20 protein-coding genes and 1 tRNA gene are annotated in these 22888 nt (G+C 54.8%); 6 read left to right on the forward strand and 15 right to left on the reverse strand.

The window, feature by feature from the left end:
• Positions 1-18: 18 nt before the first annotated feature.
• The 8 genes from ADICEAN_RS09890 to ADICEAN_RS09930 form a co-directional block, all read right to left on the reverse strand.
• Complete coding sequence (locus ADICEAN_RS09890; RefSeq protein WP_009195446.1) at positions 19-702, reverse strand: hypothetical protein; 684 nt, start codon at positions 700-702, stop codon at positions 19-21.
• 3 nt (positions 703-705) lie between these two features.
• Complete coding sequence (locus ADICEAN_RS09895; protein ID WP_009195447.1) at positions 706-1038, reverse strand: PadR family transcriptional regulator; 333 nt, start codon at positions 1036-1038, stop codon at positions 706-708.
• A 712-nt stretch (positions 1039-1750) separates the two neighbouring features.
• Positions 1751-2311: an aminoacyl-tRNA hydrolase gene (gene pth, locus ADICEAN_RS09905; protein ID WP_009195448.1), complete on the reverse strand. Its 561-nt coding sequence runs from the start codon at positions 2309-2311 to the stop codon at positions 1751-1753.
• 67 nt (positions 2312-2378) lie between these two features.
• Positions 2379-2951: a 50S ribosomal protein L25/general stress protein Ctc gene (locus ADICEAN_RS09910; protein WP_009195449.1), complete on the reverse strand. Its 573-nt coding sequence runs from the start codon at positions 2949-2951 to the stop codon at positions 2379-2381.
• Between the two features lie 40 nt (positions 2952-2991).
• On the reverse strand, positions 2992-3918 hold the full coding sequence (locus ADICEAN_RS09915) for a ribose-phosphate pyrophosphokinase (protein WP_009195450.1): 927 nt from the start codon (positions 3916-3918) through the stop codon (positions 2992-2994).
• Positions 3919-3976: 58 nt separating this feature from the next.
• Positions 3977-4049 (reverse strand) — tRNA-Gln (locus ADICEAN_RS09920).
• A 276-nt stretch (positions 4050-4325) separates the two neighbouring features.
• Positions 4326-4889 (reverse strand): menaquinone-dependent protoporphyrinogen IX dehydrogenase, encoded by a 564-nt coding sequence (hemG, locus tag ADICEAN_RS09925; protein ID WP_009195451.1) that lies wholly within the window; start codon positions 4887-4889, stop codon positions 4326-4328.
• Positions 4890-4917: 28 nt separating this feature from the next.
• A complete protein-coding gene (locus ADICEAN_RS09930) occupies positions 4918-6711 on the reverse strand; it encodes an AMP-dependent synthetase/ligase (protein WP_009195452.1) in 1794 nt (597 codons plus the stop codon).
• 273 nt (positions 6712-6984) lie between these two features.
• Here ADICEAN_RS09930 and ADICEAN_RS24020 point away from each other — a divergent pair, with 273 nt between their 5' ends.
• Positions 6985-7617 carry a YqaE/Pmp3 family membrane protein gene (locus ADICEAN_RS24020; protein WP_262486179.1) on the forward strand — a complete coding sequence of 211 codons (633 nt, stop codon included), beginning with the start codon at positions 6985-6987 and terminating at the stop codon, positions 7615-7617.
• Between the two features lie 40 nt (positions 7618-7657).
• Here ADICEAN_RS24020 and ADICEAN_RS09940 read toward each other — a convergent pair whose 3' ends face one another.
• Both ADICEAN_RS09940 and ADICEAN_RS09945 read right to left on the reverse strand, forming a co-directional pair.
• Positions 7658-8803: a glycerate kinase family protein gene (locus ADICEAN_RS09940; protein WP_009195454.1), complete on the reverse strand. Its 1146-nt coding sequence runs from the start codon at positions 8801-8803 to the stop codon at positions 7658-7660.
• Positions 8803-9696, reverse strand: a complete 894-nt coding sequence (locus tag ADICEAN_RS09945; RefSeq protein ID WP_009195455.1) for an alpha/beta fold hydrolase — start codon at positions 9694-9696, stop codon at positions 8803-8805. Before ADICEAN_RS09945 ends, ADICEAN_RS09940 begins: the two co-directional genes overlap by 1 nt.
• A gap of 142 nt (positions 9697-9838) precedes the next feature.
• On the opposite strand from ADICEAN_RS09945, the gene ADICEAN_RS09950 reads away from it, so the two are divergent.
• From ADICEAN_RS09950 to ADICEAN_RS09970, 5 genes are all read left to right on the forward strand, one after another.
• A complete protein-coding gene (locus ADICEAN_RS09950) occupies positions 9839-10465 on the forward strand; it encodes a TetR/AcrR family transcriptional regulator (protein WP_040396649.1) in 627 nt (208 codons plus the stop codon).
• Positions 10449-11852, forward strand: a complete 1404-nt coding sequence (locus ADICEAN_RS09955; RefSeq protein WP_009195457.1) for a TolC family protein — start codon at positions 10449-10451, stop codon at positions 11850-11852. The genes ADICEAN_RS09950 and ADICEAN_RS09955 overlap by 17 nt, the downstream gene beginning before the upstream one ends.
• Before the next feature lie 16 nt (positions 11853-11868).
• Positions 11869-13035 (forward strand): efflux RND transporter periplasmic adaptor subunit, encoded by a 1167-nt coding sequence (locus ADICEAN_RS09960; protein ID WP_009195458.1) that lies wholly within the window; start codon positions 11869-11871, stop codon positions 13033-13035.
• Positions 13036-13048: 13 nt separating this feature from the next.
• A complete protein-coding gene (locus ADICEAN_RS09965; RefSeq protein WP_009195459.1) occupies positions 13049-16444 on the forward strand; it encodes an efflux RND transporter permease subunit in 3396 nt (1131 codons plus the stop codon).
• 64 nt (positions 16445-16508) lie between these two features.
• On the forward strand, positions 16509-17780 hold the full coding sequence (locus tag ADICEAN_RS09970) for a metallophosphoesterase (protein WP_009195460.1): 1272 nt from the start codon (positions 16509-16511) through the stop codon (positions 17778-17780).
• A 75-nt stretch (positions 17781-17855) separates the two neighbouring features.
• Here ADICEAN_RS09970 and ADICEAN_RS09975 read toward each other — a convergent pair whose 3' ends face one another.
• The 5 genes from ADICEAN_RS09975 to ADICEAN_RS09995 form a co-directional block, all read right to left on the reverse strand.
• Positions 17856-18464 carry a YqcI/YcgG family protein gene (locus ADICEAN_RS09975; RefSeq protein ID WP_009195461.1) on the reverse strand — a complete coding sequence of 203 codons (609 nt, stop codon included), beginning with the start codon at positions 18462-18464 and terminating at the stop codon, positions 17856-17858.
• Positions 18465-18638: 174 nt separating this feature from the next.
• Positions 18639-19256, reverse strand: coding sequence for a DUF1989 domain-containing protein (locus ADICEAN_RS09980; RefSeq protein ID WP_009195462.1), 618 nt, complete (start codon positions 19254-19256; stop codon positions 18639-18641).
• Between the two features lie 30 nt (positions 19257-19286).
• Entirely contained in the window at positions 19287-20051 is a 765-nt protein-coding gene (gntA, locus tag ADICEAN_RS09985; RefSeq protein WP_009195463.1) for a guanitoxin biosynthesis heme-dependent pre-guanitoxin N-hydroxylase GntA, read from the reverse strand.
• 71 nt (positions 20052-20122) lie between these two features.
• Entirely contained in the window at positions 20123-22204 is a 2082-nt protein-coding gene (locus tag ADICEAN_RS09990) for a ComEA family DNA-binding protein (RefSeq protein ID WP_009195464.1), read from the reverse strand.
• Entirely contained in the window at positions 22201-22698 is a 498-nt protein-coding gene (locus ADICEAN_RS09995; protein ID WP_152426377.1) for a hypothetical protein, read from the reverse strand. The genes ADICEAN_RS09990 and ADICEAN_RS09995 overlap by 4 nt, the downstream gene beginning before the upstream one ends.
• Between the last annotated feature and the right edge of the window lie 190 nt (positions 22699-22888).

Consider the following 22888-nt stretch of genomic DNA (forward strand, 5'->3'; position numbering starts at 1 on the left):
GGATGATTCATGTTTATTTTAGGTCAATTTTGGTCGTGTATGCTGCACCGTGAGGTAAAAACTCCAAGACCAGACAAAGCTAAAAACCAGCAGGGCGGTGAAGAGCGCCGGGTGAAGCTGCCCCATCATTTCTTTCCATTGCGTCTCACTCATAAGTATCTTAGAGCCAAAGAAAAAGAAATTGAATAGGCCAAGGCTGGCATTGCTTTGCAGGCTTAGGGCTTCCCTTCTTAGTGTTGTGGGCATGAATACCCGGTTATCCCATAGGGGGAGGGGTTCCTGTGTCTTTTTGCTACCGGCAAAGATGGTAAAGAGAAAGGGACTCAGCGATAAGGCAAAAATTAAGCCGATCACATACCTGGTGTCCAGCAGCTCAGCCAACTGATAAGAGAGTACACCCATTAGGACAATAAGCACCATATGCGGCCAGCGAAAGCGCTCCTTAAACTCCTGCCAGTGGAGCCTGCGGTAATGCTGAATAGCACTTTTCCGGTAGGATTTCTCCAGCTTCTTCAGGCCTTCCTGCTTGCCAAAGCTTTGGTGGGTAGCTGCAAGGGCCTGATCAAAGGGGGTGCCTGCCTGCATGCGCTCGTCCACTGCCGTCAGGTAATGATCGCTCAGCTCTTCATAGACTTCATAGTACCGGATGTCGCTGTTGAGCAGTGTAAGGCGTACTTCTTTCTGTTGCGTGGGCGTTAGCATGGCTTAGGTCAGTTTAGGGTTCAGGATCCGATTCAGGGAGAGCAGAAAGGCTTCTGCTTCGGAGAGCCTGGCCGCTGTGGCAGTATGGCCCTCCCGGGTCAGCTGGTAATATTTGCGGGCCCGGCCCTCTACTACCTCGGTTTCGGTGCTTAGCAGGCCCTCGGCCTCCAGCTTGTGCAGGGTAGGATAGAGCGCCCCTTCGGTAAGGTGGATCTCGCCACTGGTGATTGCCTTTACCCGCTGAGTAATTTCATAGCCGTACATGCGGCTGCCATCCTCCAGCAGTTTCAGGACTATGGTGCTCAGGCTGCCTTTTAGTAGAGGGTTATTCTTCATACGGCTAATATATAAAAAAATTCAATACCTAAAAACTTAGGTATATACTAGATATCTAAGATAGTGCTGTCCGATACTCCTGCAATTATTTATCTCCTGGGCTATCTATGACCTCTTCTCAATAGTAGGGCTTTGGTTCGCCAGTAGGAGCGCAGCTTGTGGTCAGCAGGGGCGCAGGCTGGGGAAGTAGTACTGCAGACCAGAGGCTGAACGCTCCTGTGCGGGCTGCAGCAGCACCCTGGATGGGCAGAACATGCGAACTGTACTTTTCCGCTGGGGTAAGCGCCCTTGGTTGGCCGGCGGGCGCATTTTTGGGTGAAAAAGCAGCTGAGTAGTTGGAAGGGGGAGTGCTATCCTGAGTAGGGGTTTCTTCGGAAAATGCCCACATCCATATAAAGAACAGCGCATGCAGCAGCAGTGTAAATCCTTTCTCTCGTACCTTTTCCATAATCTGCAGATGACTTGTGACCGGAAAATAAGTTGAGAAAAGAGTGGCGTACTTTCAGTGCAAATCCTCCCTAAACCTTACCAGCAGACAATAAATTGGAAAAATGGGAGAAAACAGGATGGAAATAGGGATCCATTCAATCTATTCCTGTACAAAACACAGAAGTCTTGCTCTGCCCTCAGGCAGGTTTTTTTCAGAAGCAGCCTGGTATACTACTATTTGTTTATGATTGTATAAGAGCTTTTGTATAGGCCCCGCCCAAGCCTAGTCGTTAAACTGGCTCATGGTGCGGGCAATGCCAATGGTGCAAAAGCCCATGATCATATCGCTGGCCTTGTCGAGTACGGGGAGGAGCCCGTCCAGCTGCTCCTGCGGAAAAGTGCCCAGCACATAGTCTACCTGACGGCCTTTGGCATAGTCGCTGCCAATGCCGCAGCGCAGGCGGGCATATTCCTGGCCGCCGGTGAGCTGTTCAATGTTGGTGAGGCCGTTGTGGCCGGCGGCAGAACCCTTGGCCCGCATGCGCAGCTTGCCAAAAGGCAGGGCCAGATCGTCGGTGACCACCAGCAGGTTTTCTTTGGGCACCTTCAGCTCCTGCAGCCAGTAGTTAATGGCTTTGCCGCTCAGGTTCATGTAGGTGTTGGGCTTGATGAGAGTGATCTGGCGGCCCTTGTACTTGAACTCGGCCCGGTCGGCATAGCGGCCCGTGGTAAAGGCAATGCCCTCCCGGTCGGCCAGGCGGTCAAGTACTAAAAATCCGATGTTGTGACGGGTAAGTTCGTATTCGGGGCCGGGGTTGCCCAGGCCGGCAATCAGGTATTTCATGGCCCAAAAGTAAAAAATCCTGCCGGTTTGTACCAGCAGGATCTTTGTAATACAGAATTTGTATGCCTTATTCGCCCTGGGCACCTTTGCCACGCAGGGCACGAGGAATCTCCACAGTAACGATAGGGGTAGAGGGGTGGTTCAGAATCTCGTAGCCTTTGGGGGTGATCTCGCTCACACGAGCCGATTTGCCCAGCTCCAGCTTGCTGATATCCACCGGAATAAAGTCTGGCATGTCTTTAGGAAGCGCTTTTACAGTAAGCTTGCGCTGCTTGGAGATAAGCTTGCCACCGGCAATTACACCAGGAGAGGTACCTTCGGTACGAACAGGTATTTCCATTTTCACTGGCTTGCCTTCGAACAGTTGCAGGAAGTCGGCGTGCATGATCATTTCGTTCACAGGGTGAAACTGAATATCCTGCAGCAGGGCGTCAAACTCCTTGCCTTCAATATTTACTTTTACAAAAGCGGCTTCGGGCGTATACACCAGATCCTTAAAGAGATACATGGGGGTAGAGAAGTGGTACTGCTCATTGCCACCATACAGCACGCAGGGCACCTGGCCTGCAAGTCTGAGGTCTCTGGATTCGGTCTTGCCGAGATTTGCTCTGTTATACCCTATAATCTCAACAGTTTTCATAAAACGTGTAATTAGTGATAAATATAAAATAATGTGCTTCTTAAATGAACAGGGAGCTGATAGAGCCGTGTGTCATCAGCTTTTGAATAGCTTCTGAAAACAGGGGGGCAACCGTCAGTACCTTTATTTTTTCACTCTCGCGCCGCAGGGGAATGGTATCGGTGATCACAATTTCTTCCAGCACGGAGTTTTCTATATTGTCGTAGGCAGCGCCGGACAGGACCGGGTGCGTACAGATGGCCCGTACCGTACGGGCGCCTTTGTCTTTTATAATCGCAGCGGCCTTGCAGATAGTTCCGGCCGTATCCACCAGATCATCTACCAGTACCACATCGGCCCCTTCCACATCGCCAATTACCTGCATGGAGGCAATTTCGTTGGCGCGCTTGCGGTGCTTGTCGCACACCACCATATCGGCCTGGAAGTACTTAGCATAGGCACGGGCCCGGCCCACTCCCCCAACATCCGGAGCTGCAAACAGCAGGTTGTCCAGGTTCAGCGACTTCAGGTAGGGAACAAAGATGGCCGAGCCATCCAGGTGGTCTACCGGTACATCAAAGAAGCCCTGGATCTGGCCGGCATGCAAATCGCAGGTCATGATGCGGTTGGCGCCGGCGGCCATCAGGATGTTGGCCAGCAGCTTGGCGCCAATGGCCACGCGGGGTTTATCCTTGCGGTCCTGCCGTGCATAGCCAAAGTAGGGGATCACGCACACTACCTGATTGGCGCTGGCCCGGCGGGCGGCATCAATCATCAGCAGCAGTTCCATGATGTTGTCAGCAGGAGGAAAGGTAGACTGGATCAGAAAAACATCGCTGCCCCGTACCGATTCGTTAAAGCTGGGCGACATTTCGCCATCGCTGAATTTCTGAAGGGTAAGACTGCCCAGGGGCTGGCCGTACGCCTCGGCAATCTTTTCGGCCAAATAACGGGAAGAATCACCTGAGAAGAGTTTTACCGGTGTCATGGCGTACTGATAAGGGGGCTAAAAAGAGGAATCCCGGTCACAGGACCGGGATTTTTAGTTGACCTACTAGGGCTCGAACCTAGACTCTTCTGAACCAAAATCAGACGTGTTGCCAGTTACACCATAGGTCAGTTTTTCTTTCCTCAATCAGGGCTACAAAGGTAGCTGTTTTTCGCTTTTGTGCAAAACCTGGCTTGAGAATTTTTTCAGTTTGTTCCTGAAAGCATCCGGCGTGCCCGAATACGGATGCAAATATAAAAGGCTGTTTTAAATCTGCAAAGGCCCTTTTCAATAATTTTATAGCATTTAGGGTAATGGAGGGGCTTGGTCCTTTGACTCAGGGTATTAGCCGGCCAGAGGGAGCCTTGAGTAGTCAGCCAACCGCAACCAGCCGGCAGCGAGCAGCGCTAGTGCCTCCCTGTTGGGGTGGGCAGCGCCAGCACCTTCCTGCCGAACTCATCTACCTTTTTCCAGTCGGTATACTCTACTACAGTAGCCGGATCGGTTGGCCCGCCCGTCATCCACATAATGAGCCGAATCAGCAGGCGATCACTTAGGAAGTAGCTGGGGTAGTCCAGCCTGCCGGCAAAAACCGTTGCCAGCGCGGGCCTCCAGCTGAGCGCCAGCAGAAACTTTTTGAGGTAGGGGTTGGTATCGGCACTTGCTTTTTGGGGCTTGCGGCCCACCAGGTTTACTGAAAAGAAAGCAGCGGGCTTTGCCATGAGCAACTGCTTATGGGCTTCCATAAACTCCCCCACAGCCTTGCTGTGCTTTCCATAACGTACGCTGGCCCCAATGATGATCCTGTCGAAGGAAGGCAGGGGCTCGGGCAGGGCTGAAATGGACAGCAGCTGAACGGTATGCTGCGCCTGTTCAATCCCCTGCTGAAGCCGCTGGCAGATTTTACGGGTGTGGCCATCGGTGGTGGAATACACTATGAGCACCTGCTCTGAAGGAGCAGGTAGATCCATTGAGGAGGGGGGTGCAGAAGGGGGTGTGTCAGCTGCCAAGGTACATGCTGTCTATTTCCTGCTGATAGTGCTCGGCTATCACCTTGCGCCTGAGCTTGAGGGTAGGGGTAAGCTCCCCGGCCGCTACGGTCCACTCCCCGGGCAGCAGGGTAAATTGCTTGACCTGCTCTACAGGATTAAGGCCTTCATTGAGGTGAATTACGGCTTTTTTAATGAGCGCTTCTACCCTGGGGTCCCTGCTGGCAGCCGCATCACCGGGATATTCCTGGCCCTGATCGGCATACCATTCTTTCAGCAGCAGAAAGGCAGGCACAATCAGGGCGCCTACGTACTTGCGGTTGGGCCCAACTACCATGATCTGTTCTATCCAGCGGCTTTCCTGCAGCTTTACCTCTACCGCCTGGGGGGCTACATACTTGCCCCCGCTGGTCTTGAACATTTCTTTTTTTCGGTCGGTGATCTTCAGGAATTTTCCCTCTATCAGCTCGCCAATATCGCCCGTGTACAGCCAGCCCTCGCTGATCACCCCGGCGGTAAGGTCGGGCCGCTTGTAGTAGCCCATCATGACCATGGGTCCTTTGCACAGCACTTCCCCATCGAGGGCAATGCGTACCTCCACATTGTGCAGGGGTGGCCCTACGGTGCCAAACTTGCGGTTTTTCTCTCCATAGCGGTTTCCGCTGATGATGGGGGCCGCCTCGGTAAGCCCGTAGCCCTCCATGATCACCACCCGGGCGGCGGTAAAGATCTTCTGCAGCTTTACCGGACAGGCCGCTGCCCCTACGATCACCGCTTTTACCTCACCCCCCAGGGCTTCCCGCCATTTGCTGAAGACAAGCTTGTTGGCCAGCGCCAGTTGTGTCTGGTAGGACCCGCCCATATGCTGGTTGATCTCAAATTTTTTGGCCAGCCCAATGGACCAGTCAAAGAGCCATTTTTTTGGCCCCTTTAGCTCGGCCCCCTTTGCCATGATGCGCTCGTACACTTTTTCCAGCAAGCGCGGCACCGTGGTGAAGATAACCGGCCGGGCCTCCCGCAGGTTATCGCCTATGGTTTCCATGCTTTCGGCATAGTAAATGGCCGTGCCGTTGAGGATGTAGATATAGGTGGCTACCCGCTCAAAGGCATGGTTAAGGGGCAGAAAGCTCAGCGCCCGCTTGCCCTGTATGCCTACCTCGCGCACCAGGGGGTTGCAGCCCTCCACATCACTCATGATGTTTCGGTGCGAGAGCATTACCCCCTTGGGATTGCCCGTGGTACCGGAGGTGTAGAGTATGCTGGCGAGATCTTCTTCCGAAATGCGCGCCGCCTGCTGGCTCAGGAAGCTGCGGGTAGGAGCATCGGGCTCCTGCAGCAAGTCAGTCCAATGGGGGGCGCCGGGCACCCGTTCAAAGGTATAGATGGCCTTAAGCGCCGGCAGCCGGGACTGCTGCGCCTGCAGCTTCCGGTACAGGTCCTGGTCGTTTACAAAGGCCAGCTGTACGCCGGCATCAGCCAGGACAAACTGCAGCTCCTGCTCGCTGATGTTGGGATACAGGGGTACTACCACAGCTCCCAGTTGCTGGATGGCCAGATCGGCCACCATCCACTCGGGCCGGTTCTTGCTGATGATGGCAATCTTGTGCCGGCCTTCTGCAGACCAATCTCCGGGGCCCAGGCCCAGAGCATGCAGGCCCGTACTCAGGTGCAGGGACGTATCGGCTACTTCCTGGCTGCTCCAGCTGCGCCAGGCACCCCCTTCTTTGCCTGCCAGCATATCCGGCAGCGGAAAGTGCGCCAGCTGGTAGTGCAGGCAGTCGAATAATCGTTTTGCTTCTTTCAAGACAGTAGGTTCACTAGGGTATGCAGACAGAAAAAGAAAGCCTGCCCGGCTACTCCTCTTCTATACTATAAAATAATACAGGATTGCAGCGAATGTTTTAGCTGGCCCTGCACGCTACCGCATAGGTACACCGATGCAGGGGATAAAAAAAGAGAGGGCGGGTAGAAATGTGACTTCTTCTTCCCGGTCCTTTCAGTTTTTGACAAAAGCCGGGACTTCCTTCAACCTTTTGCGCTTTACGCAGTTATTGGGGTAAACATAAACTTTCAACCTATGAAATTATTTTACAGATCTACTTTTCCAAGCCTTATTGCCGTATTGTTCTTCCTGGCTGCCTGTTCTCCGGAATATGGTGCTCATTTTGCTCCCTCCAAGCAAGACGCCTACGCCCATGCCCCTAAAGCAGATAAAACCGAGCAGCTGGTAGCTCCCCTGGAAGCAACCGAGATCAACTCACCCGCTCCTGAGGTACTGAAGGCTCAAGAAAGTGGCGCCACCGACATTGTGTCTGATGCAGAAACGCCTGCCGTGGCGCCAGCCCCTGCCGTAGAAGAGATCAGCCCTGCCCAGCAGCGCAAAATGCTGCGTCAGCTGCGCGAAAAAGTAAAAGGCATGTCTGCCGAAGAAAAGGAAGCCTTTAAGGAAAGTGTACTGAACCAGCTCAAAGAGCAACAGCAAAACATGCGCCTTGCAGAAGCAGATGATTTTCAGCGCGATGGGCGTGCCGGCTCTCCATCCGTTAGCGGGGTGCTGCTGGTGATCATCACCATTCTGCTACCGCCGCTAGGGGTGTTCCTGCACCAGGGCGAGATCAATGCCAAGTTCTGGATCAGCTTGCTGCTTACCCTGCTCTTCTATGTGCCAGGCTTGATCTACTCACTGCTTGTGATCTTTGATGTGATCTAAGGACTGAAACCTGCCATTTCCAGGAAGTAGTAAAGCCCCCTTAGCGGGGCTTTTTTTGTTGCGCTTTAAAAAATAAAGCGCACTCTGCGGCGGCAGCTTCCAGCCGGGCCGCTGTGTGAGTCAGGCTTTTGGCAAGCGCTTCGCCGGGCGGGCTTAGGGGGCGGGCATACCAGATGCCGGCCTTGTACAGGCTGCGGACATCCAGCTGCAGCTGGCCGCACAGCAAGGCTAGGGGAATGCGGGCTTTCAGGCATTGGGCGGCTATCTCCCCCACGATCTTCCCCTGCAGGCTTTGGTGATCGCAGCTGCCCTCGCCGGTGATCACCAGGTCGGCATCGGCCAGGGCTTTGCCAAAATCGGCCAGCGCCAGCACCATACGGGCCCCGGGCTGCAGGCTGGCTCCCAGAAAAGCCAGCGCTCCCGCCCCCAGGCCCCCGGCTGCACCGCCACCCGGCAGCTGCTGCACCTCCTGCTGGAGCTGCTGCTGCAGGAGCGCCGCCAGGTGGCTGGCTCCCTGGTCCAGCAGCGGCAGCTGGGCATCGGTAGCTCCCTTCTGGCGGGCAAAGGAATAGGCGGCCCCCGCAGGGCCGGTAAGGGGAGTGGTTACATCACAGGCTACCACAATTTTCACTCCTTTCAAACCCTTGTGTACAGCCCCAGTGGCTATGCGATCAACCTGCAGCAGGCTTCCCCCGGTGGGCAAAAAGGGGCGGCCGTCCCTGTCCAGGAAATGGTAGCCCAGGGCGGCAGCCATGCCGGCGCCCACATCATGGGTGGCGCTGCCGCCTATGCCCAGGTAAATCTCCCGGGCGCCCAGCTCCAGGGCGTGGCGGATCAGCTGGCCTACCCCAAAGGTAGTGGTGTGCAGGGGAGAGCGCAGGGAAGGAGTCAGCAGGTGCAGGCCGGCTGCTTCGGCCATTTCAATGTAGGCCCGTTTGTAGCGGGGCAGCCAGGCATAGTGGGCGGTATGGGGCTGCTGCAGCGGGCCGCTTACTTCCACGGCCATAAGTTTGGCTCCGGCGTAGCGGCTGGCCAGACGGGCAAAACCATCCCCACCATCACTCAGGGGCAGCTGCATAAGCTTGGCCGAAGGGTATATGCCCTGTACCCCCCTGGCAATGGCTGCAGCCACAGCCCGGGCCTCCAGGGCATCCTTAAATTTATCTACTGCTACCAGTACCTTCATCAGGAGCGCAGGCCAAAGCCCTTTTTGGGTTCATCAAATGCCTGATCTTTCATGCCCCCCTGCTCATAGTTCTGCTGGCGGGTGCCTCTGCGCAATTCCTCCTCTATGAGGCGGGCCACAGCCTCAATAAGCCCGTTGTGACCGGTATTGAGCACTTCCAGCCGGTAATGCGGCAGGTGGCGCAGCAGGCTCTGCATGCCCTGCGGGGTCATGATGCGGTCATAGCGGCCCAGGTACATCTCCAGGGCTATCTGCTGCTCTACCAGCAGATCGGCTATGCGGCGCATGTTAAAGCGCAGGGGGCTAAAGACCGTCCAGCTGTTGTACACCTTCCGGCGTTTATCGGGATTGCTCATGTGCCAGTCGGCAAAGCGCAAAATGCCCTTGTCCATAAGCTTGTAGCGCTCCAGCCCGCTGATGAGCTTGTAAAAAGGCTCAGGCTTGTCCACCAGGCTTCTAAAAAAGGTACGGGCCCAGATGGGGTAGGTGGCCATGCTGTACCAAAAAGAGGTGCGGATGCCATCCGGGGCTATCAGGTACATGCGGTCAATCTGCGGGGCGGCGGCTTCCAGTGTCGCCAGCACAAATTTACCCCCCATGCTATAGCCGGCCAGCTCAAAGCGGCCAATGCCCTGCTGCTCCAGAAAGGCCCTGATCAGCCGGTGCCAGAGGGCAGGGGTAAGGGGCTGGTTAGGCTCTGGCCAAACGCTCTGTCCATGAAAAAACAGATCAAAGCTCCAGACACTATACTGGCTTCCCAGCACGCGGGCAAAAGGAGAAAAATACTGGCCGTGCTGCCCAAATCCATGGAAGGCCAGCAGGCTTTTGGGTCCCATTCCCCAGCGCCACCAGTGCAGTTTGGCTCCTTCAAACTCAAAAAATCCAGTCGTCATAGGGTATTCACATCACAAAATTACCGCTCATCCCCAAGTAACTCAGCCGGGGTAAAATAACGAAACTTTAACACAGGAAACTTTGTAAAAGAAAAGAGTTTCCATAGTTTTGTGCCCGCTGGCATTAGAAGGAGAAATACAGGTGGATATACGCCAAAATATTATTACTACAGCCGAAGAAATGTTTATTCGCTGGGGATTTAAACGGGTAACCATGGATGACATTGCCCGGGAAATGTCCATGTCGAAGAAAACCATCTATCAGTTCTTCAAAGATAAGAACGAAATGGTGTGTGCAGTTACCGAAGAGCATCTTCAGAAAGAAGAAGCCCTGATGGAGCAACTGGAGCGGGAGTCGGAGAATGTGATCGAATTTTTGGTGAAGATCACCACCATGATCCGCCAGCACATGACCAGGGTGAATCCCAGTGCCCTGATGGACCTGCAGCGGCATTATCCCGATGGATGGAAGATCTTTGTCGACTACAAGACCAGGGTATTTCATCAATCCCTGGTGCGCACCCTGGCCCGGGGCATACAGGAGGGGTATTTTCGGGAAGATATCAACCCGGAGATCATTGCTATTCTTCGCATCGAACAGGTGCAGCTTTGTTTTGAAGACCGGGTATTTCCCCGCAACCGCTTTGACATGACGGACGTGCAGTTACAGGTATTCCGGCACTTTGTAGAGGGCATTATGACCCAAAAAGGAAGAGATTTACTGGAAACGTACAAGACCACCCTACAGCCCCATGAAACGCTACTTTAAACACCCCCTGCTGCTGGCACTGCTGGCCCATGCAGGCCTTGCACAGGCACAGGAGGTCACTCCCCGTACCTTTACGCTGCAGCAGGCCATTACCCATGCGGTAGAAAACAATGCCACGGTAAAGAACGAGCGCCTCAACCTGGGCATTGCCGAAGCCCAGATCAAGGAAACCCTGGCGCAGGGCCTTCCACAGATCAATGCTACAGGCAATATTACCTACAACCCCATTGTGCAGACGTCCTTTATTGATGCCGGTAACTTTGGAGGCGAGGCAGGCACCTACATGCCTGTGCAGTTTGGCCTGCCTTATCAGGGGAGCGCTGCCCTCAGCGCCAGCCAGATGATCTTTAACGGCTCTTATTTTGTTGGCCTGCGGGCCTCCAAGGTGTTTCGGGAGCTGTCGGAGCGCAATGTGCAAAAAGCCAATGTAGATGTAGCCGAGGCCGTAGCCCTGGCCTATTACGGTGCCCTGGTATCCGAAGAGCGGCTCAAGCTGCTGGGGGCCAACCTGCAGCGGCTCGATACCCTCTACCGAGAAACCAGGATCATGAACGAAAATGGCTTTGTAGAGGCCATCGACGTGCAGCGCCTGAAGGTTAACCTCAACAACCTGCGCACCGAGTATGATAATGTAGAGCGCTCGCTGGCCCTTAACCTGGCAGCCCTTAAGTTTCAGATGGGGATCCCCATGAACCAGCCCATTGCCCTGGCCGAGTCCATCCAGGATTTTGAGCCCGGATCGCTGGCTGCCGATGAGGCCTTTCAATACCAGCAGCGTATCGAATACCTGCAGCTGGAAACCACCCGCAAGCTGGCCGAGCTGGACATAAAAAACACCCGGGTGCAGTACTACCCCTCCCTTACGGCCTTTGCCAATTACGGGTATAATGCCGCCAAGCGAAATTTTGGCGAGCTCTTTGAGCCCACCACCGTGGTGATGCCCGGGCCCGTTGAGGGTGAAACGGTACGCATGCAGGTAGATACCTGGAATGAGTATGCCGCCGTAGGCCTCAACTTGAATGTGCCCATCTTTGACGGCTTTCTGAAAGCCAATACCATTCGCCGTAAAAAGCTGCTGGCCGATCAGGTAGAGAACCAGATGCGCAACCTGGAAAACGCCATAGACCTGGAACTGGAGCAGGCCCGTATTAGCCTGCAAAACAGCCTGCAAAGCCTGGAAACCCAGCAGGAGAACATGGATCTGGCCCAGGAGGTATTTCGGGTGAGCAAGATCAAGTACCAGCAGGGGGTAGGCAGCAACCTGGAGGTAGTAGAAGCCGAAAATGCCCTTAAAACTGCCGAAACCAATTATTACCAGGCCCTTTACAATGCGCTGATAGCCCGTGTGGCCTATGATAAAGCCAGCGGCACCTTATACACAAACTAAGCCTTTCCAAATACCCATGAATAGACCCACCCTACCCGTACTGATGGCTGGCCTGGTCCTGCTGGCCGCTGCCTGCTCTGGCGGCACTGAGATCGACGCCAAAAAGGCAGAGCTGAAAGAAAAGAAAAAAGAACTGCAGGACCTGCGGGCACAGATCAGCGAACTGGAAAAAGAAATAGCCGAGGCCGACCCCGCCTTTGGACAGGAGGTGCGGGAAGCGCAGTTGGTAACCGTGCTGCCGGTGAAGCAGGAGACCTTTGAGCACTTTGTAGAAGTGAGCGGCGATGTGCGGTCAGACAAAAACGTTACCATCAGCGCCGAAGCCATGGGCGTGGTAGAGCGGGTGCTGGTAACCGAAGGCCAGCAGGTGCGCCGCGGACAGTCCCTGATGAGCATCAATGCCGATGTGCTGCGTAATAACATCAGCGAACTAAAGTCCCAGCTGGAGCTTGCCACCGCCGTTTATGAGCGGCAGAAAAACCTCTGGGATCAGAAGATTGGCACCGAGGTGCAGTTTTTGCAGACAAAGGCCAATAAAGAAGCCCTGGAGAACCGCTTGTCCATGCTGCTATCCCAGCTTGCCCAGGCCAATGTAACAGCCCCCTTTGCCGGCACTATAGAAGAAGTGCTGATACGCGCCGGTGAGGCGGCCAGTCCCGGCATGCCCATGCTGCGGCTGGTGAGCCTGCAGGACATGAGCATTCGGGCCGATGTGTCTGAGCGCTTTGTGGGCTCCTTTAAGCAGGGGGATGCCGTGGAGGTCTATTTCCCCTCGCTGGATAAAACCATTACCTCTACCATTAAGGCCGTAGGCCAGGTGATCAACCCCAACAACCGCACCTTTACCCTGGAGGCCCGCCTGCCCAACGATAGCGAACTGCTGCGCCCAAACCTGCTGGCTGTGCTGCGGGTGAAGGATTTTGAGCAGGAGGGAGCCCTGGTAGTGCCCACTCACCTGATCCAGCGCGATCGCAAGGGCGACTTTGTGTATGTGGTTGAAGACAGAGACAATGCAAAGCAGGTAACGAAAAAACACATCGAAACCGGCCTTAGCTACCAGAATGAAACCATGATCAAATCCGGCCTGCAGCCCAGCGATGTGCTGGTAAACGAAGGCTTCCGCCAGGTATCCGAAGGTGTAAATGTAAAGGTAGCCACCGAAACGGTCGCCACCGCCAACTAATCATCCCCTACGTATGGACCCTATCGAAAACAAGAACGTACAGCGGGAATTTGGGATAAGCTCCGGGGCGGTCAACAACCGCACCAGCATCATTATCCTTACCTTCCTCATTGCCATGGCAGGGGTGATGGCCTACAACATCATGCCCAAGGAAAGCTTTCCGGAGATCAAGCAGCCCATGGTCTATATCAATACGTTCTATCCCGGCAACTCGCCCGAGGATATGGAGAACCTGATCACCCGCCCCATAGAAAAGGAGCTCAAGTCCATGGACGGGATCAAAAAGATCACCTCCACCAGTATTGAGAACTATTCTATCATAACGGCTGAGTTCAACACCACCGTTGAGATCACCAAGGCCCTGCAGGAAACCAAAGATGCCGTAGACCGGTCCAAAACCGAGCTGCCCAATGACCTGGACCAGGACCCGGTGGTGCAGGAGTTCGATATTTCGAACTTCCCCATCATGTACCTGAATGTGTCGGGCGATTATGGCATCGATGAGTTGAAGGCCTTTGCCGAGTACCTGGAAGAAGAGATTGAGAAACTGCCTGAGATCAGCGGAGTGGATATCAAGGGCGCCCTCGAGCGGGAGATCCGCATCAACGTGGACCAGTACCGCATGGAATCCAAGCAGGTGAGCTTCAATGATATCGCCAATGCCGTAGCAGCCGAAAACCTGAGCATGTCGGGTGGTAACCTGCTGATGGGCGATTACCGCCGCTCGCTGAGCATCCGGGCTGAGCTTGAAAAAGTATCGGACCTTAACAACATCATTGTAAAGAATGAAGACGGCAACATTGTGTACCTCAATGATGTGGCCACCGTGGAAGATACCTATGAGGAGCGCGAATCCTTTGCCCGCGAAAGCGGCGACCCGGTAGTAACGCTGGATGTAACCAAACGCAGTGGCGAAAACCTGCTGGATGCCTCCGACAAGATCAAGGAGATTATCAAGGAAGCCAAACAGAACCGCTTTCCAGAAGACCTGCGTATTACCATTAACAATGACCAGTCCAAGCAGACCCGCAGCCAGGTAGAGAACCTGGAAAACTCCATCATCTTTGGGGTAATTCTGGTAGTACTGGTACTGATGTTCTTTATGGGCCTGCGCAATGCCCTTTTTGTGGGCATTGCCATTCCGCTGTCCATGTTTCTGGCCTTCATTATCCTGAACCTGGCCGGCGTTACCCTCAACATGATGGTGCTCTTTGCCCTTATTCTGGCCCTGGGTATGCTGGTAGACAACGGCATTGTGGTGGTTGAGAACATCTACCGCCTCAAGCAAATGGGGTATAGCAACATACGGGCTGCCAAAGAAGGGGTAGGCGAGGTGGCCTGGCCCATTATTACCTCTACCGCTACTACACTGGCGGCTTTTATGCCCCTGGCCTTCTGGGGCGGACTCATTGGCGAATTCATGAAATTTCTGCCCATTACGCTCATCATTGTGCTGTTCTCCTCCCTATTTGTGGGGCTGGTGATCAATCCGGTGGTATCGGCCATTTTCATGAAATTGCCCGAAGATGAAGCACGCAAAAAGAGCAAAGCCCTCAAGTGGGCCATTGGTTTTGCCATTGTGGCCATTATCCTGTACATCGCCGGCAAGCTGGCCCCTGCCAACCTGCTGATGCTGCTGGCCATTCTTATCCCCATTAACCTGTATTTTCTGGATCCGGCTACCGAGTGGTTCCAGAATCGCTTTCTGGTGTTTCTGGAAGATGTCTATTACCGTACCGTACGCTTTGCCCTGAGTGGCTGGCGGCCTTACCTGTTCTTTGCCGGAACGGTGGCGCTTATGTTCTTTTCCATTGTGGTGTATTTTATGCGCCAGCCCAAGGTAGATTTCTTCCCGGTAAATGAGCCGCAGTATGTCAATGTGTTTATCGAGCAGCCCCTGGGTACCGATATAGAAACCACCAACGCCTTTACCGAGCGCATTGAAAAGCGGGTTATGGGGGTCATAGAGCCCTACCAGTACATGGTAGAGTCGGTAGTGGCCCAGGTAGGTGCCGGTACCAGCGACCCTGGTGCAGGCCCGCAGGGCGGTGTTACCCCGCATAAGGCCCGCATCACTGTAGCCTTTCAGGACTTTCAGGAACGCCGGGGAAAATCTACCGGCGATATCATGGAAGAGATCCGCAATGAGCTGCAGGGAATACCCGGTGCAGTGATTACGGTAGAGAAAAACCGGAATGGCCCGCCCGTAGGAAAGCCCATTGACCTGCAGATCAGTGGCGAAGATTATGAAAAGCTTATTGAAGTGGCCGATATGGTGATTGCCACCATTGAGAACAGCAACATACAGGGCTATGAGGCGCTCAAGACCGACCTGGAAATTGGCAGGCCCGAGCTGGTAGCGCATGTAGACCGGGAAAAGGCCCGCCGTTACGGCCTGAGCACCCAGCAGATCGGTACCGAGCTGCGCAATGCGCTCTTTGGCTACGAGGTAAGCAAATTTAAAGATGGGGAAGATGAATACCCCATTCAGCTGCGCCTGGAAGACCGCTATCGCTACGATATTGAGTCGCTTATGAACAAGCGCATCACCTTCCGCAACAACAAGGGACAGATGCGCCAGATTCCCATTTCGGCAGTGGCTACGGTAGAGTATTCCTCTTCCTACGGCTCCATTAAGCGCAAGGACCTTAAGCGGGTGATCAGTGTATACTCCAATGTAAAGGAGGATTACAATGCCAACGAGATTGTGCAGGATATTCAGCAGCTGGTAGCCGAGATGGATGTGCCCCAGGGCTATGAGGTGCGCATTGGGGGCGAGCAGGAAGAGCAGGCCAAGTCCATGGCCTTCCTGAGCCGGGCCCTGATGATTGCCGTCTTTGCCATCTTCCTGATCATTGTGGCGCAGTTCAACTCGGTGGTGACCCCCTTTATCATCATGTGTTCGGTGCTCTTTAGTACCATTGGGGTATTCCTGGGGCTGGTGATCTTTAACATGAACTTTGTGGTGATCATGACCGGTATTGGCATTATCTCGCTGGCCGGGGTGGTGGTAAACAATGCCATTGTACTCATTGACTACACCAACCTGATCAGGGCCCGCCGCCGGCAGGAGCTGGGCATACCCGAAGAGGGGCGCCTTCCCTACAAGGAAATTGTGGACAGCATTATTGAAGGAGGAAAAACCCGTCTGCGCCCGGTACTCCTTACGGCCATTACCACGGTACTGGGCCTTATTCCGCTGGCTACGGGCATGAACATTAACTTCTTCAGCCTGTTTTCCCGCTTCGACCCCGATTTTTATGTTGGGGGAGATAATGCAATTTTCTGGGGGCCTATGGCCTGGACCGTAATATTTGGCCTGACTTTTGCTACATTCTTAACACTGGTGATTGTACCGGTTATGTACCTGATCGCCGATAAGATTAGTTATAAGCTCAGTAAAGTTTAGTTTAGTTGGTTAAGTAAGCTCCTGACTGCACCTGCAGTCCGGAGCTTTTTTTGTAGAAAAAGCAATGATGAAACTCCTGGTATTTGGCCTGGTAGGGCTGGCGATCTTTCTGCTGGACCTCTATGTTTTTGGCGCCTTTCGGCTGCTGTTTTGGGAGAGCAGCCCTGGGGTGCGTCGGCTGGCCTATGGCCTGTACTGGTCACTATCGGCCCTTACCATTTTGCTATTTCTGGTCTATAACCTTACCAACATCCGCCAGCAGCTGCCGCAACTGGGCCAGTGGGTACAGGTCTGGATGGTGATCTACATTATTTCCAAGCTGTTTGGAGGCTTCTTTATGCTGCTGGATGATATCTGGCGCATGTTTCTGTGGATCTGGCGGCGCTTTGTCATTCATGTAAGCCCGGCTGAGCCCCTTCCGGCCCAGGATACGCCTGCCGGCACCGGCATCAGTCGCTCTGAATTTCTGGCCAAAACGGCTGTAGCGGCTACGGTCCTGCCCCTGGTGGGCATGAGTGCCGGCATCATCAGCGGGGCGCATGATTACCGGGTGCGCCGCCGCTCGGTGGTGCTCCCCAACCTGCCCAGGGCCTTTGATGGCATCCGCATCGCCCAGCTTTCCGATATTCACAGTGGCAGCTTTTTCAATAAAACGGCTGTAGCCGGCGGAGTGGACATGCTCATGGCCGAAAAACCCGACCTGATCTTTTTTACCGGCGACCTGGTAAACAATGTGGCTTCTGAGGTAAAGGAGTATGTGCCTATTTTTGGCAAAATGAAAGCCCCCCTGGGCATGTATTCCACCCTGGGCAATCATGATTACGGCGAGTATGTACAGTGGCCCAGTGATCAGGCCCGCCGCCGCAACGTGCAGGACCTGATGGAGTCACATAAAACCATGGGCTTTGATCTGCTCATGAACGAAAACCGGATAATTCGCAGCGGTGGCGAACAACTGGCCATTTTAGGGGTGGAGAACTGGGGCACCGGCCGCTGGCCCAAGTATGGCCGCCTGGCGCAGGCCCATGCCGGTACCGAACAAGCGCCGGTGAAACTGCTGCTCTCCCACGACCCCACGCACTGGGACGGGCAAATCAGACCCCTCTTTCCGGATATTGACCTTACCTTTAGCGGGCATACCCATGGCTTTCAGTTTGGGGTTGAGATTGGCAGTTTTCGCTGGAGCCCCGCCCAGTGGATGTACAAGCAGTGGGCCGATCTCTATAAAGAAGGTAATCAATACCTGTATGTGAACAGGGGCTATGGCTACCTGGGCTATCCAGGCCGTATTGGCATCCTGCCCGAGATTACCATCATTGAGCTTCGCTCGGCCTGATACCTGCCGGAGGTATTCTCTCCATCCGGGCTATGCTCCCCATCAGAAATTTTATGGTAAGCTTTTAGGTCAGCCCTAGGCGGCAGAGGCCTGCTTAGCCTTTTTGGCCGGCTGCAAGCTAAAGGCCAGCATGGGATAGTCAAACTTCAGGTGGCCGCCGGAGCTGTTCCGGTACAGGCTGATCACTTTTAACAGTCTTCCGCCAAAGGCCACACAGGTGTAGCCGGTTTCGGCTTTTTCCTTTTCAGATTCGGGCAGGCAGTAAAAAGGCTCTGCGGCCTGCTGGAGCAGGGAAATCTGCTCGGCCACCTTTTTTTCAAAGTCTGCTTCCGACAGGCTGGAAGAGGTGGTAAAGACTGCCATAAAGGTGGCATGCGCTGCCGGCTGGTCTTTATACTCATGCAGAAAGCGGGCCAGGTCCCGGCACAGGCCGGCGGTGGCTTTGGTGCTGCCCAGCTGGGGGTAGACCCCAAAGCAGCAGTTCTGCCGGCGGGCATGGCCCAGCAGCTGTTTTGGGGTGCTGCTATCGTCGAGCAGTTCCGTTAGTTTGCCGGCTACTTTGCGGGTAGTTTGTTTCAGCGGTCCAGGGGGCTGGGTCTTCTGGCTGGGGTGATTTTTTTGCAGGCTGCAATAGTTGCTATGCGATATGGCTTCCTCACTGCAGAAGGGATTAAAAAATGCCATGGTGGTATGATGTATTTTGCTGCCTTTATGTACGTTCTGCCGTGCGTAAAGTTGGGGTAAAAAGAGCTATACCTACTTCAATTGTTGCTTTACTAAAGCAATTATATAACGTTGATTGACAATTATATATAATGTATTAATTAAAGTAATTCTTAATGGTAATTCTGCCGAATTTTAAAGCCTTAGCGCCTGCTGTTCGGGTTCCAGCAATTCCCAGTCTATGGGCTTAAAACGGCCGTTGTTGGATTGGCCCGCCGAGCAGGCCGTAAGGCCTACGATCAGGTCCATCTCGGCCCGCAGCAGAATCCAGTCGCCGGCTTTGCTCATGGGGGGCTCTACAGTCAATTTCCCATCAGGCTGCAGCTGCACATTCATAAAGATATTAAAGGTAGTGAAGATCCTATCCGGGCCTATGCCCCAGGGCTGCAGATGGGTATAGAGGTTTTCATGACAGGAGGGGTGGTGCCCCTGATGGTGGTACAGCTTATGGAACATCTCCAGGCTACAGGGCGTCAGCAGAAAATCATGCCGTCCGCAGGTATCCTTCAGGATGGTAAACATGGGGTTGCTGCGGTTGCTGTAGAGCACATGACCCTGACGAATAAGCCAGGAACCGGCATAGTCCAGGGTGCGGCCGCTGCTAAGCCATTCTTCAGTATCCTGCAGGCGGTAACACATCAGGTCACAGACCTGCTCCCCAAAAGGGTCCGTTATTTTCAGGAGCTGCCCTTTTTTTACTTCAAACGCGGTGCCGCTCTGGGGGGCAATGCGTCCTTTGGCCAATGCTGTCATAAAAAACGTTAGGTGAGGCTTAGTGCATAATCACTGTGCATACGGACATTTCCAATTTTTGGATACTTCCCGGCCACTGTATTGGCGAGCTTCGGAACTGTTGCCAAAATCCTGTAGCATGGGGTTTATGGAGCCCTGCAGGTTCAGATCATTCTGGCGCACCACTGCTTTTACCTTATCATACTTGCCCGTGGCGCGCATGGCCTCAAACTGCTCGTGCAGGTTAAATACCAGCATGGGGTAGGCAAACTGCCGCGCCTTGCGGCTGCTGTTTGCGTGCATGCCCACGATGTAAAAGGCCTTTCCACCAAAGCTGAAGCTGAAGTTGGCATCCTCGGGCTTAGGACTGGTGCCGGGCTCGGGGGTATAATAGGGGGCAGACAAGGCTGCCAGCTGGCTAAGCTGCTCCCACAGGGCCAGCTCAAAGGCTTTTTCAGAAAGATCAAACGGCCCCTGGAACACCGCCATGAAGGAGGCAAAGGGCTGCTCCAGCTGCTGCCTCTCCTGCAGAAAGTGCACCAGATCCCTTGCCAGGCCTGCACTGGCCTGAGGGCTGCCCAGCGTGGGGTAGAGGCCATAGCGGCAGCTGCCAAGCCGCAGGGTAGAGCGGGCAATGATGCAGGGGTGGTCATTTCCAAGAATGAATTCATGCAGCAGCTTGCCAACTTCCTTGCTTTGGGCCTGTAAGGGATGTGCTGCAGCCTCTTCAGCCCCTTCTGGACCTGCCTGCAGCAAGTGGTAATTGCTGTGTCTACGGGCTTCGGGTGAGGTATATGGATTTTTACGAGATAGCATTGTTTAAAAAATAGTACTATTTCTTAAACGTACCCTGCCAGGCAGGGTTGCCCCAAGAAGTGAAGAGTGCTTCAGAAATCCAGCTTCAGTTGCATCTTGATCTGGCTTCTGTGCGGGCCCTCGATGCGCGCATGCCCGCTGCCGATCTGCTCCCTGTCCCGAAAATGGGTTCGGGCCCAGCGCAGCCAGATATCCAGGTTTGGAAGGACTTTCCATTGCAGCAGCGCATAGTAGCGGCTGCCCTTGCCATAATAAGCGGGTACTGAAAAGGCCCAGAGCACATCGCGTTCCATCGCATATTGCCGGCTTTCCCAATCGTCAGTATCAAAAAGGGCATAGCGGCTGCTCAGGCGCCAGCGGCCCAGGCTGTAGCTGATATCCTGCACCAGCAGATAGCCCCTGCTGGTGCTGCTTTCCAGCGTAATCCGGCTCCACTGTACCCGACTTCTAAACTGCAGATGGGGTAGGGGACTATGATCCAGGTTGAGGATATACTGGCGTCGGTAGAGGGGAGCGGGTGCCCTGCTTTTGTCTCCGCCGGGGGCATCCCGCTCCTGCAGCTTGCCCCGGTATTGAAAATAGAGCAACAGGCTGCGGCTGGGCTGCCAGTTGGCCCTTAGCAGATAATCATGCCCTTGGGAGGGGGCGCTCACCCGGTAGCGCAGCCAGGGAAACCAGTAATGGTCAAAGTAGGCTGTAAACCAGAGGGCACGGCTGTGGCGGTATTTTAGCCCCCAATAGAGGCCGGTTTCGTTTTGCAGACGGCTTCCTTCCGCAAAAGCGGCTCCGTAAAAGCTGTAAAAGGTGGGGGTATAGTTACGAAATAGCAGCGAGACGTCCAGTCCGTGGCTTAAGGGGGCTATCAGGCCTGTTAAGCTGCCCCAGCCGCCGCCCTGGCTCAAGGCCCATTCGGTAAAATAACTAAGCTGCTGCCAGCGGCCCTCGGCAAAGAGGCTGCCGGTCCAGTTCTCTTTGCCCCTGAAGGCAAAGCGGTTATAGAGGTGGTCCTGGGGCTGCTGGCGCGTGTTGAAGTGTGTATACAGGCTGGTAAACCCCAGGCTAAACTGCCCGGGCGCCACTTTCCAGCGGCCGGTGAGCCCCAGATTGCTTTCCCGTACGGCATGCCTGTTTGCCAGCTCGCTTGCGGTGCGGTGCAGCCCGCTGGACTGCAGCGCAGAAAAGTAGCGATCTTCTGCAAGTGAAAGACTATCTGAGACTCCCCTTAGTGAGGCATCGCGAGCTGCCGAACTTCCAAAAAGGGTAAGCTCCGCCCTCTGATTGCCCAGGGAGAAGCCTGCTCCTCTAAAGTACCCGCCCTCTACTACAGAGGTATAGGGGCGCAGGCCAAGCGAAGCCCTGCCTACGGTCGTAATGGTTTCGGCTCCCTTGCCCAGGTAAAAGCCCGCACCCAGCACCAGCCCCTGCCCGGCCTGCAGCTGATAGTCGCCCAGCACCAGCCGCTTAAACGGACCCAGGTTCCAGAACATGGCATGTATGGAATAAAAGTCGGCGCCATACTGCCGGGAAGCGGAATTAACGCGCAGGGCTTCGCCTGCATCTTTCTCGGCCGTTAGCCCAAGGCTAAAGCTGCGGGCCTTGCTCATGCGCAGGCGAAGGTACAGCTTATCAGCCGAGCCTGCATAGGCTGGGTTCAGGGTATCGGCCCTGGGCCGGTAGCCTGCCTGCTGCTCCAGCTGCCGCTCCCAGCGCAGTATGGCAAAGCGGGTGCCGCTGTGGCGCAGCTGCTCCAGCAGAGGGCGGCTGTCGCCCTGCAGGCCCAGGTCCCGCACCCGCACAAAGGGCAGCAGCTGCTGGATGGTGGTCAGATCCCAGGCCGGAATGGCCTGTAGCTCGTAGAGGCTTAGCAGAGGACCATTTTGCTCCCGGTAATGCATAAAGCTTGCTACCTGGGCCGGTTTAAGCAGGTAGAGCGCCTGCAGCTCTTCCCGGCTGGCGCGGTTCAGGTCCAGCGGCTGTGTGTAGAGCAAAAGGAGTTGTTCGTAGAGATCTTCGTAGGGGAGGTCCTCTTCCTGCAGGGGAAATAAGCGTTCGGCAAATTCTTCCAGGTCGATGGGTGGGCGTGGCGGTTCCTGCGCCTGCAGCGGAAGGCTAAGTGCTAGAAGGGTGGCTATGAGCGGCAACTCCCTTTTCATTCGGTCTGTAATTTTAGCCCAACCGAAAGTTGGTGCTGTACCCCCAGATGGGCGTGGTGCTGCAGGGCATAGTCCATGCGGAATCGCCCGGGCCAGAAGCCCAGCCCGCCATGCAGGCTCAGGGGTTGGGTGCTCAGGCCGGTGCGCAGGTATAGAAAGCTGCGGAGCTGATACTCCAGCCCGGTTCGGAAGCTGGCCGGATAATCCACATCCTTATCGGTTTGCACCACCAGCCGCAGCAGCTCCAGGGGTTGCCAGAGCAGGCCGGCCCGCATTAGGGTGGGCAGGTACTCACCAGTCTCTTCATGCAGGCGGCTTTGGGTAATGTTGTATACCGATCCGCCAAAACGCAGGCTGGGAAGCAGCTGTGCTGTGCCCCCTACGGACAGCATGGGCACCCGTCGACTCCCAAACCCCTTTGTCCCCATTTGCACAACACCCCCTTGCACCCCAAGGGAAACGAGTTGTATCTTGTGGGCAAGTCCCAGGCTCACCTCCTGCAGGCTAAAGGGCCCAAATCCATAGCGGCTAAAAGAGGCCCCGCAACACCGGACAAAAGGGGGTAGTTGACCATAACGGCAGCTGTGGACAATTCAGGCAGGTTTAGCCGCGTTTGATAACCAGCCGCCAGCTGGGGTTCTGTGGCTTCTGCCAGAGCGCCAATGTTGTACTGCAGCGCCCAGC

It is taken from the genome of Cesiribacter andamanensis AMV16, assembly GCF_000348925.1.
Classification (GTDB): domain Bacteria; phylum Bacteroidota; class Bacteroidia; order Cytophagales; family Cyclobacteriaceae; genus Cesiribacter; species Cesiribacter andamanensis.

Excerpts from the sequence above, each read along its gene's own strand:
- ADICEAN_RS09890 (WP_009195446.1), bottom strand. The coding sequence starts at position 702 with ATGCTAACGCCCACGCAACAGAAAGAAGTACGCCTTACACTGCTCAAC.
- ADICEAN_RS09895 (WP_009195447.1), bottom strand. The coding sequence starts at position 1,038 with ATGAAGAATAACCCTCTACTAAAAGGCAGCCTGAGCACCATAGTCCTG.
- pth (WP_009195448.1), bottom strand. The coding sequence starts at position 2,311 with ATGAAATACCTGATTGCCGGCCTGGGCAACCCCGGCCCCGAATACGAA.
- ADICEAN_RS09910 (WP_009195449.1), bottom strand. The coding sequence starts at position 2,951 with ATGAAAACTGTTGAGATTATAGGGTATAACAGAGCAAATCTCGGCAAG.
- ADICEAN_RS09915 (WP_009195450.1), bottom strand. The coding sequence starts at position 3,918 with ATGACACCGGTAAAACTCTTCTCAGGTGATTCTTCCCGTTATTTGGCC.
- hemG (WP_009195451.1), bottom strand. The coding sequence starts at position 4,889 with ATGGATCTACCTGCTCCTTCAGAGCAGGTGCTCATAGTGTATTCCACC.
- ADICEAN_RS24020 (WP_262486179.1), top strand. The coding sequence starts at position 6,985 with ATGAAATTATTTTACAGATCTACTTTTCCAAGCCTTATTGCCGTATTG.
- ADICEAN_RS09940 (WP_009195454.1), bottom strand. The coding sequence starts at position 8,803 with ATGAAGGTACTGGTAGCAGTAGATAAATTTAAGGATGCCCTGGAGGCC.
- ADICEAN_RS09945 (WP_009195455.1), bottom strand. The coding sequence starts at position 9,696 with ATGACGACTGGATTTTTTGAGTTTGAAGGAGCCAAACTGCACTGGTGG.
- ADICEAN_RS09955 (WP_009195457.1), top strand. The coding sequence starts at position 10,449 with ATGAAACGCTACTTTAAACACCCCCTGCTGCTGGCACTGCTGGCCCAT.
- ADICEAN_RS09960 (WP_009195458.1), top strand. The coding sequence starts at position 11,869 with ATGAATAGACCCACCCTACCCGTACTGATGGCTGGCCTGGTCCTGCTG.
- ADICEAN_RS09965 (WP_009195459.1), top strand. The coding sequence starts at position 13,049 with ATGGACCCTATCGAAAACAAGAACGTACAGCGGGAATTTGGGATAAGC.
- ADICEAN_RS09970 (WP_009195460.1), top strand. The coding sequence starts at position 16,509 with ATGATGAAACTCCTGGTATTTGGCCTGGTAGGGCTGGCGATCTTTCTG.
- ADICEAN_RS09975 (WP_009195461.1), bottom strand. The coding sequence starts at position 18,464 with ATGGCATTTTTTAATCCCTTCTGCAGTGAGGAAGCCATATCGCATAGC.
- ADICEAN_RS09980 (WP_009195462.1), bottom strand. The coding sequence starts at position 19,256 with ATGACAGCATTGGCCAAAGGACGCATTGCCCCCCAGAGCGGCACCGCG.
- gntA (WP_009195463.1), bottom strand. The coding sequence starts at position 20,051 with ATGCTATCTCGTAAAAATCCATATACCTCACCCGAAGCCCGTAGACAC.
- ADICEAN_RS09990 (WP_009195464.1), bottom strand. The coding sequence starts at position 22,204 with ATGAAAAGGGAGTTGCCGCTCATAGCCACCCTTCTAGCACTTAGCCTT.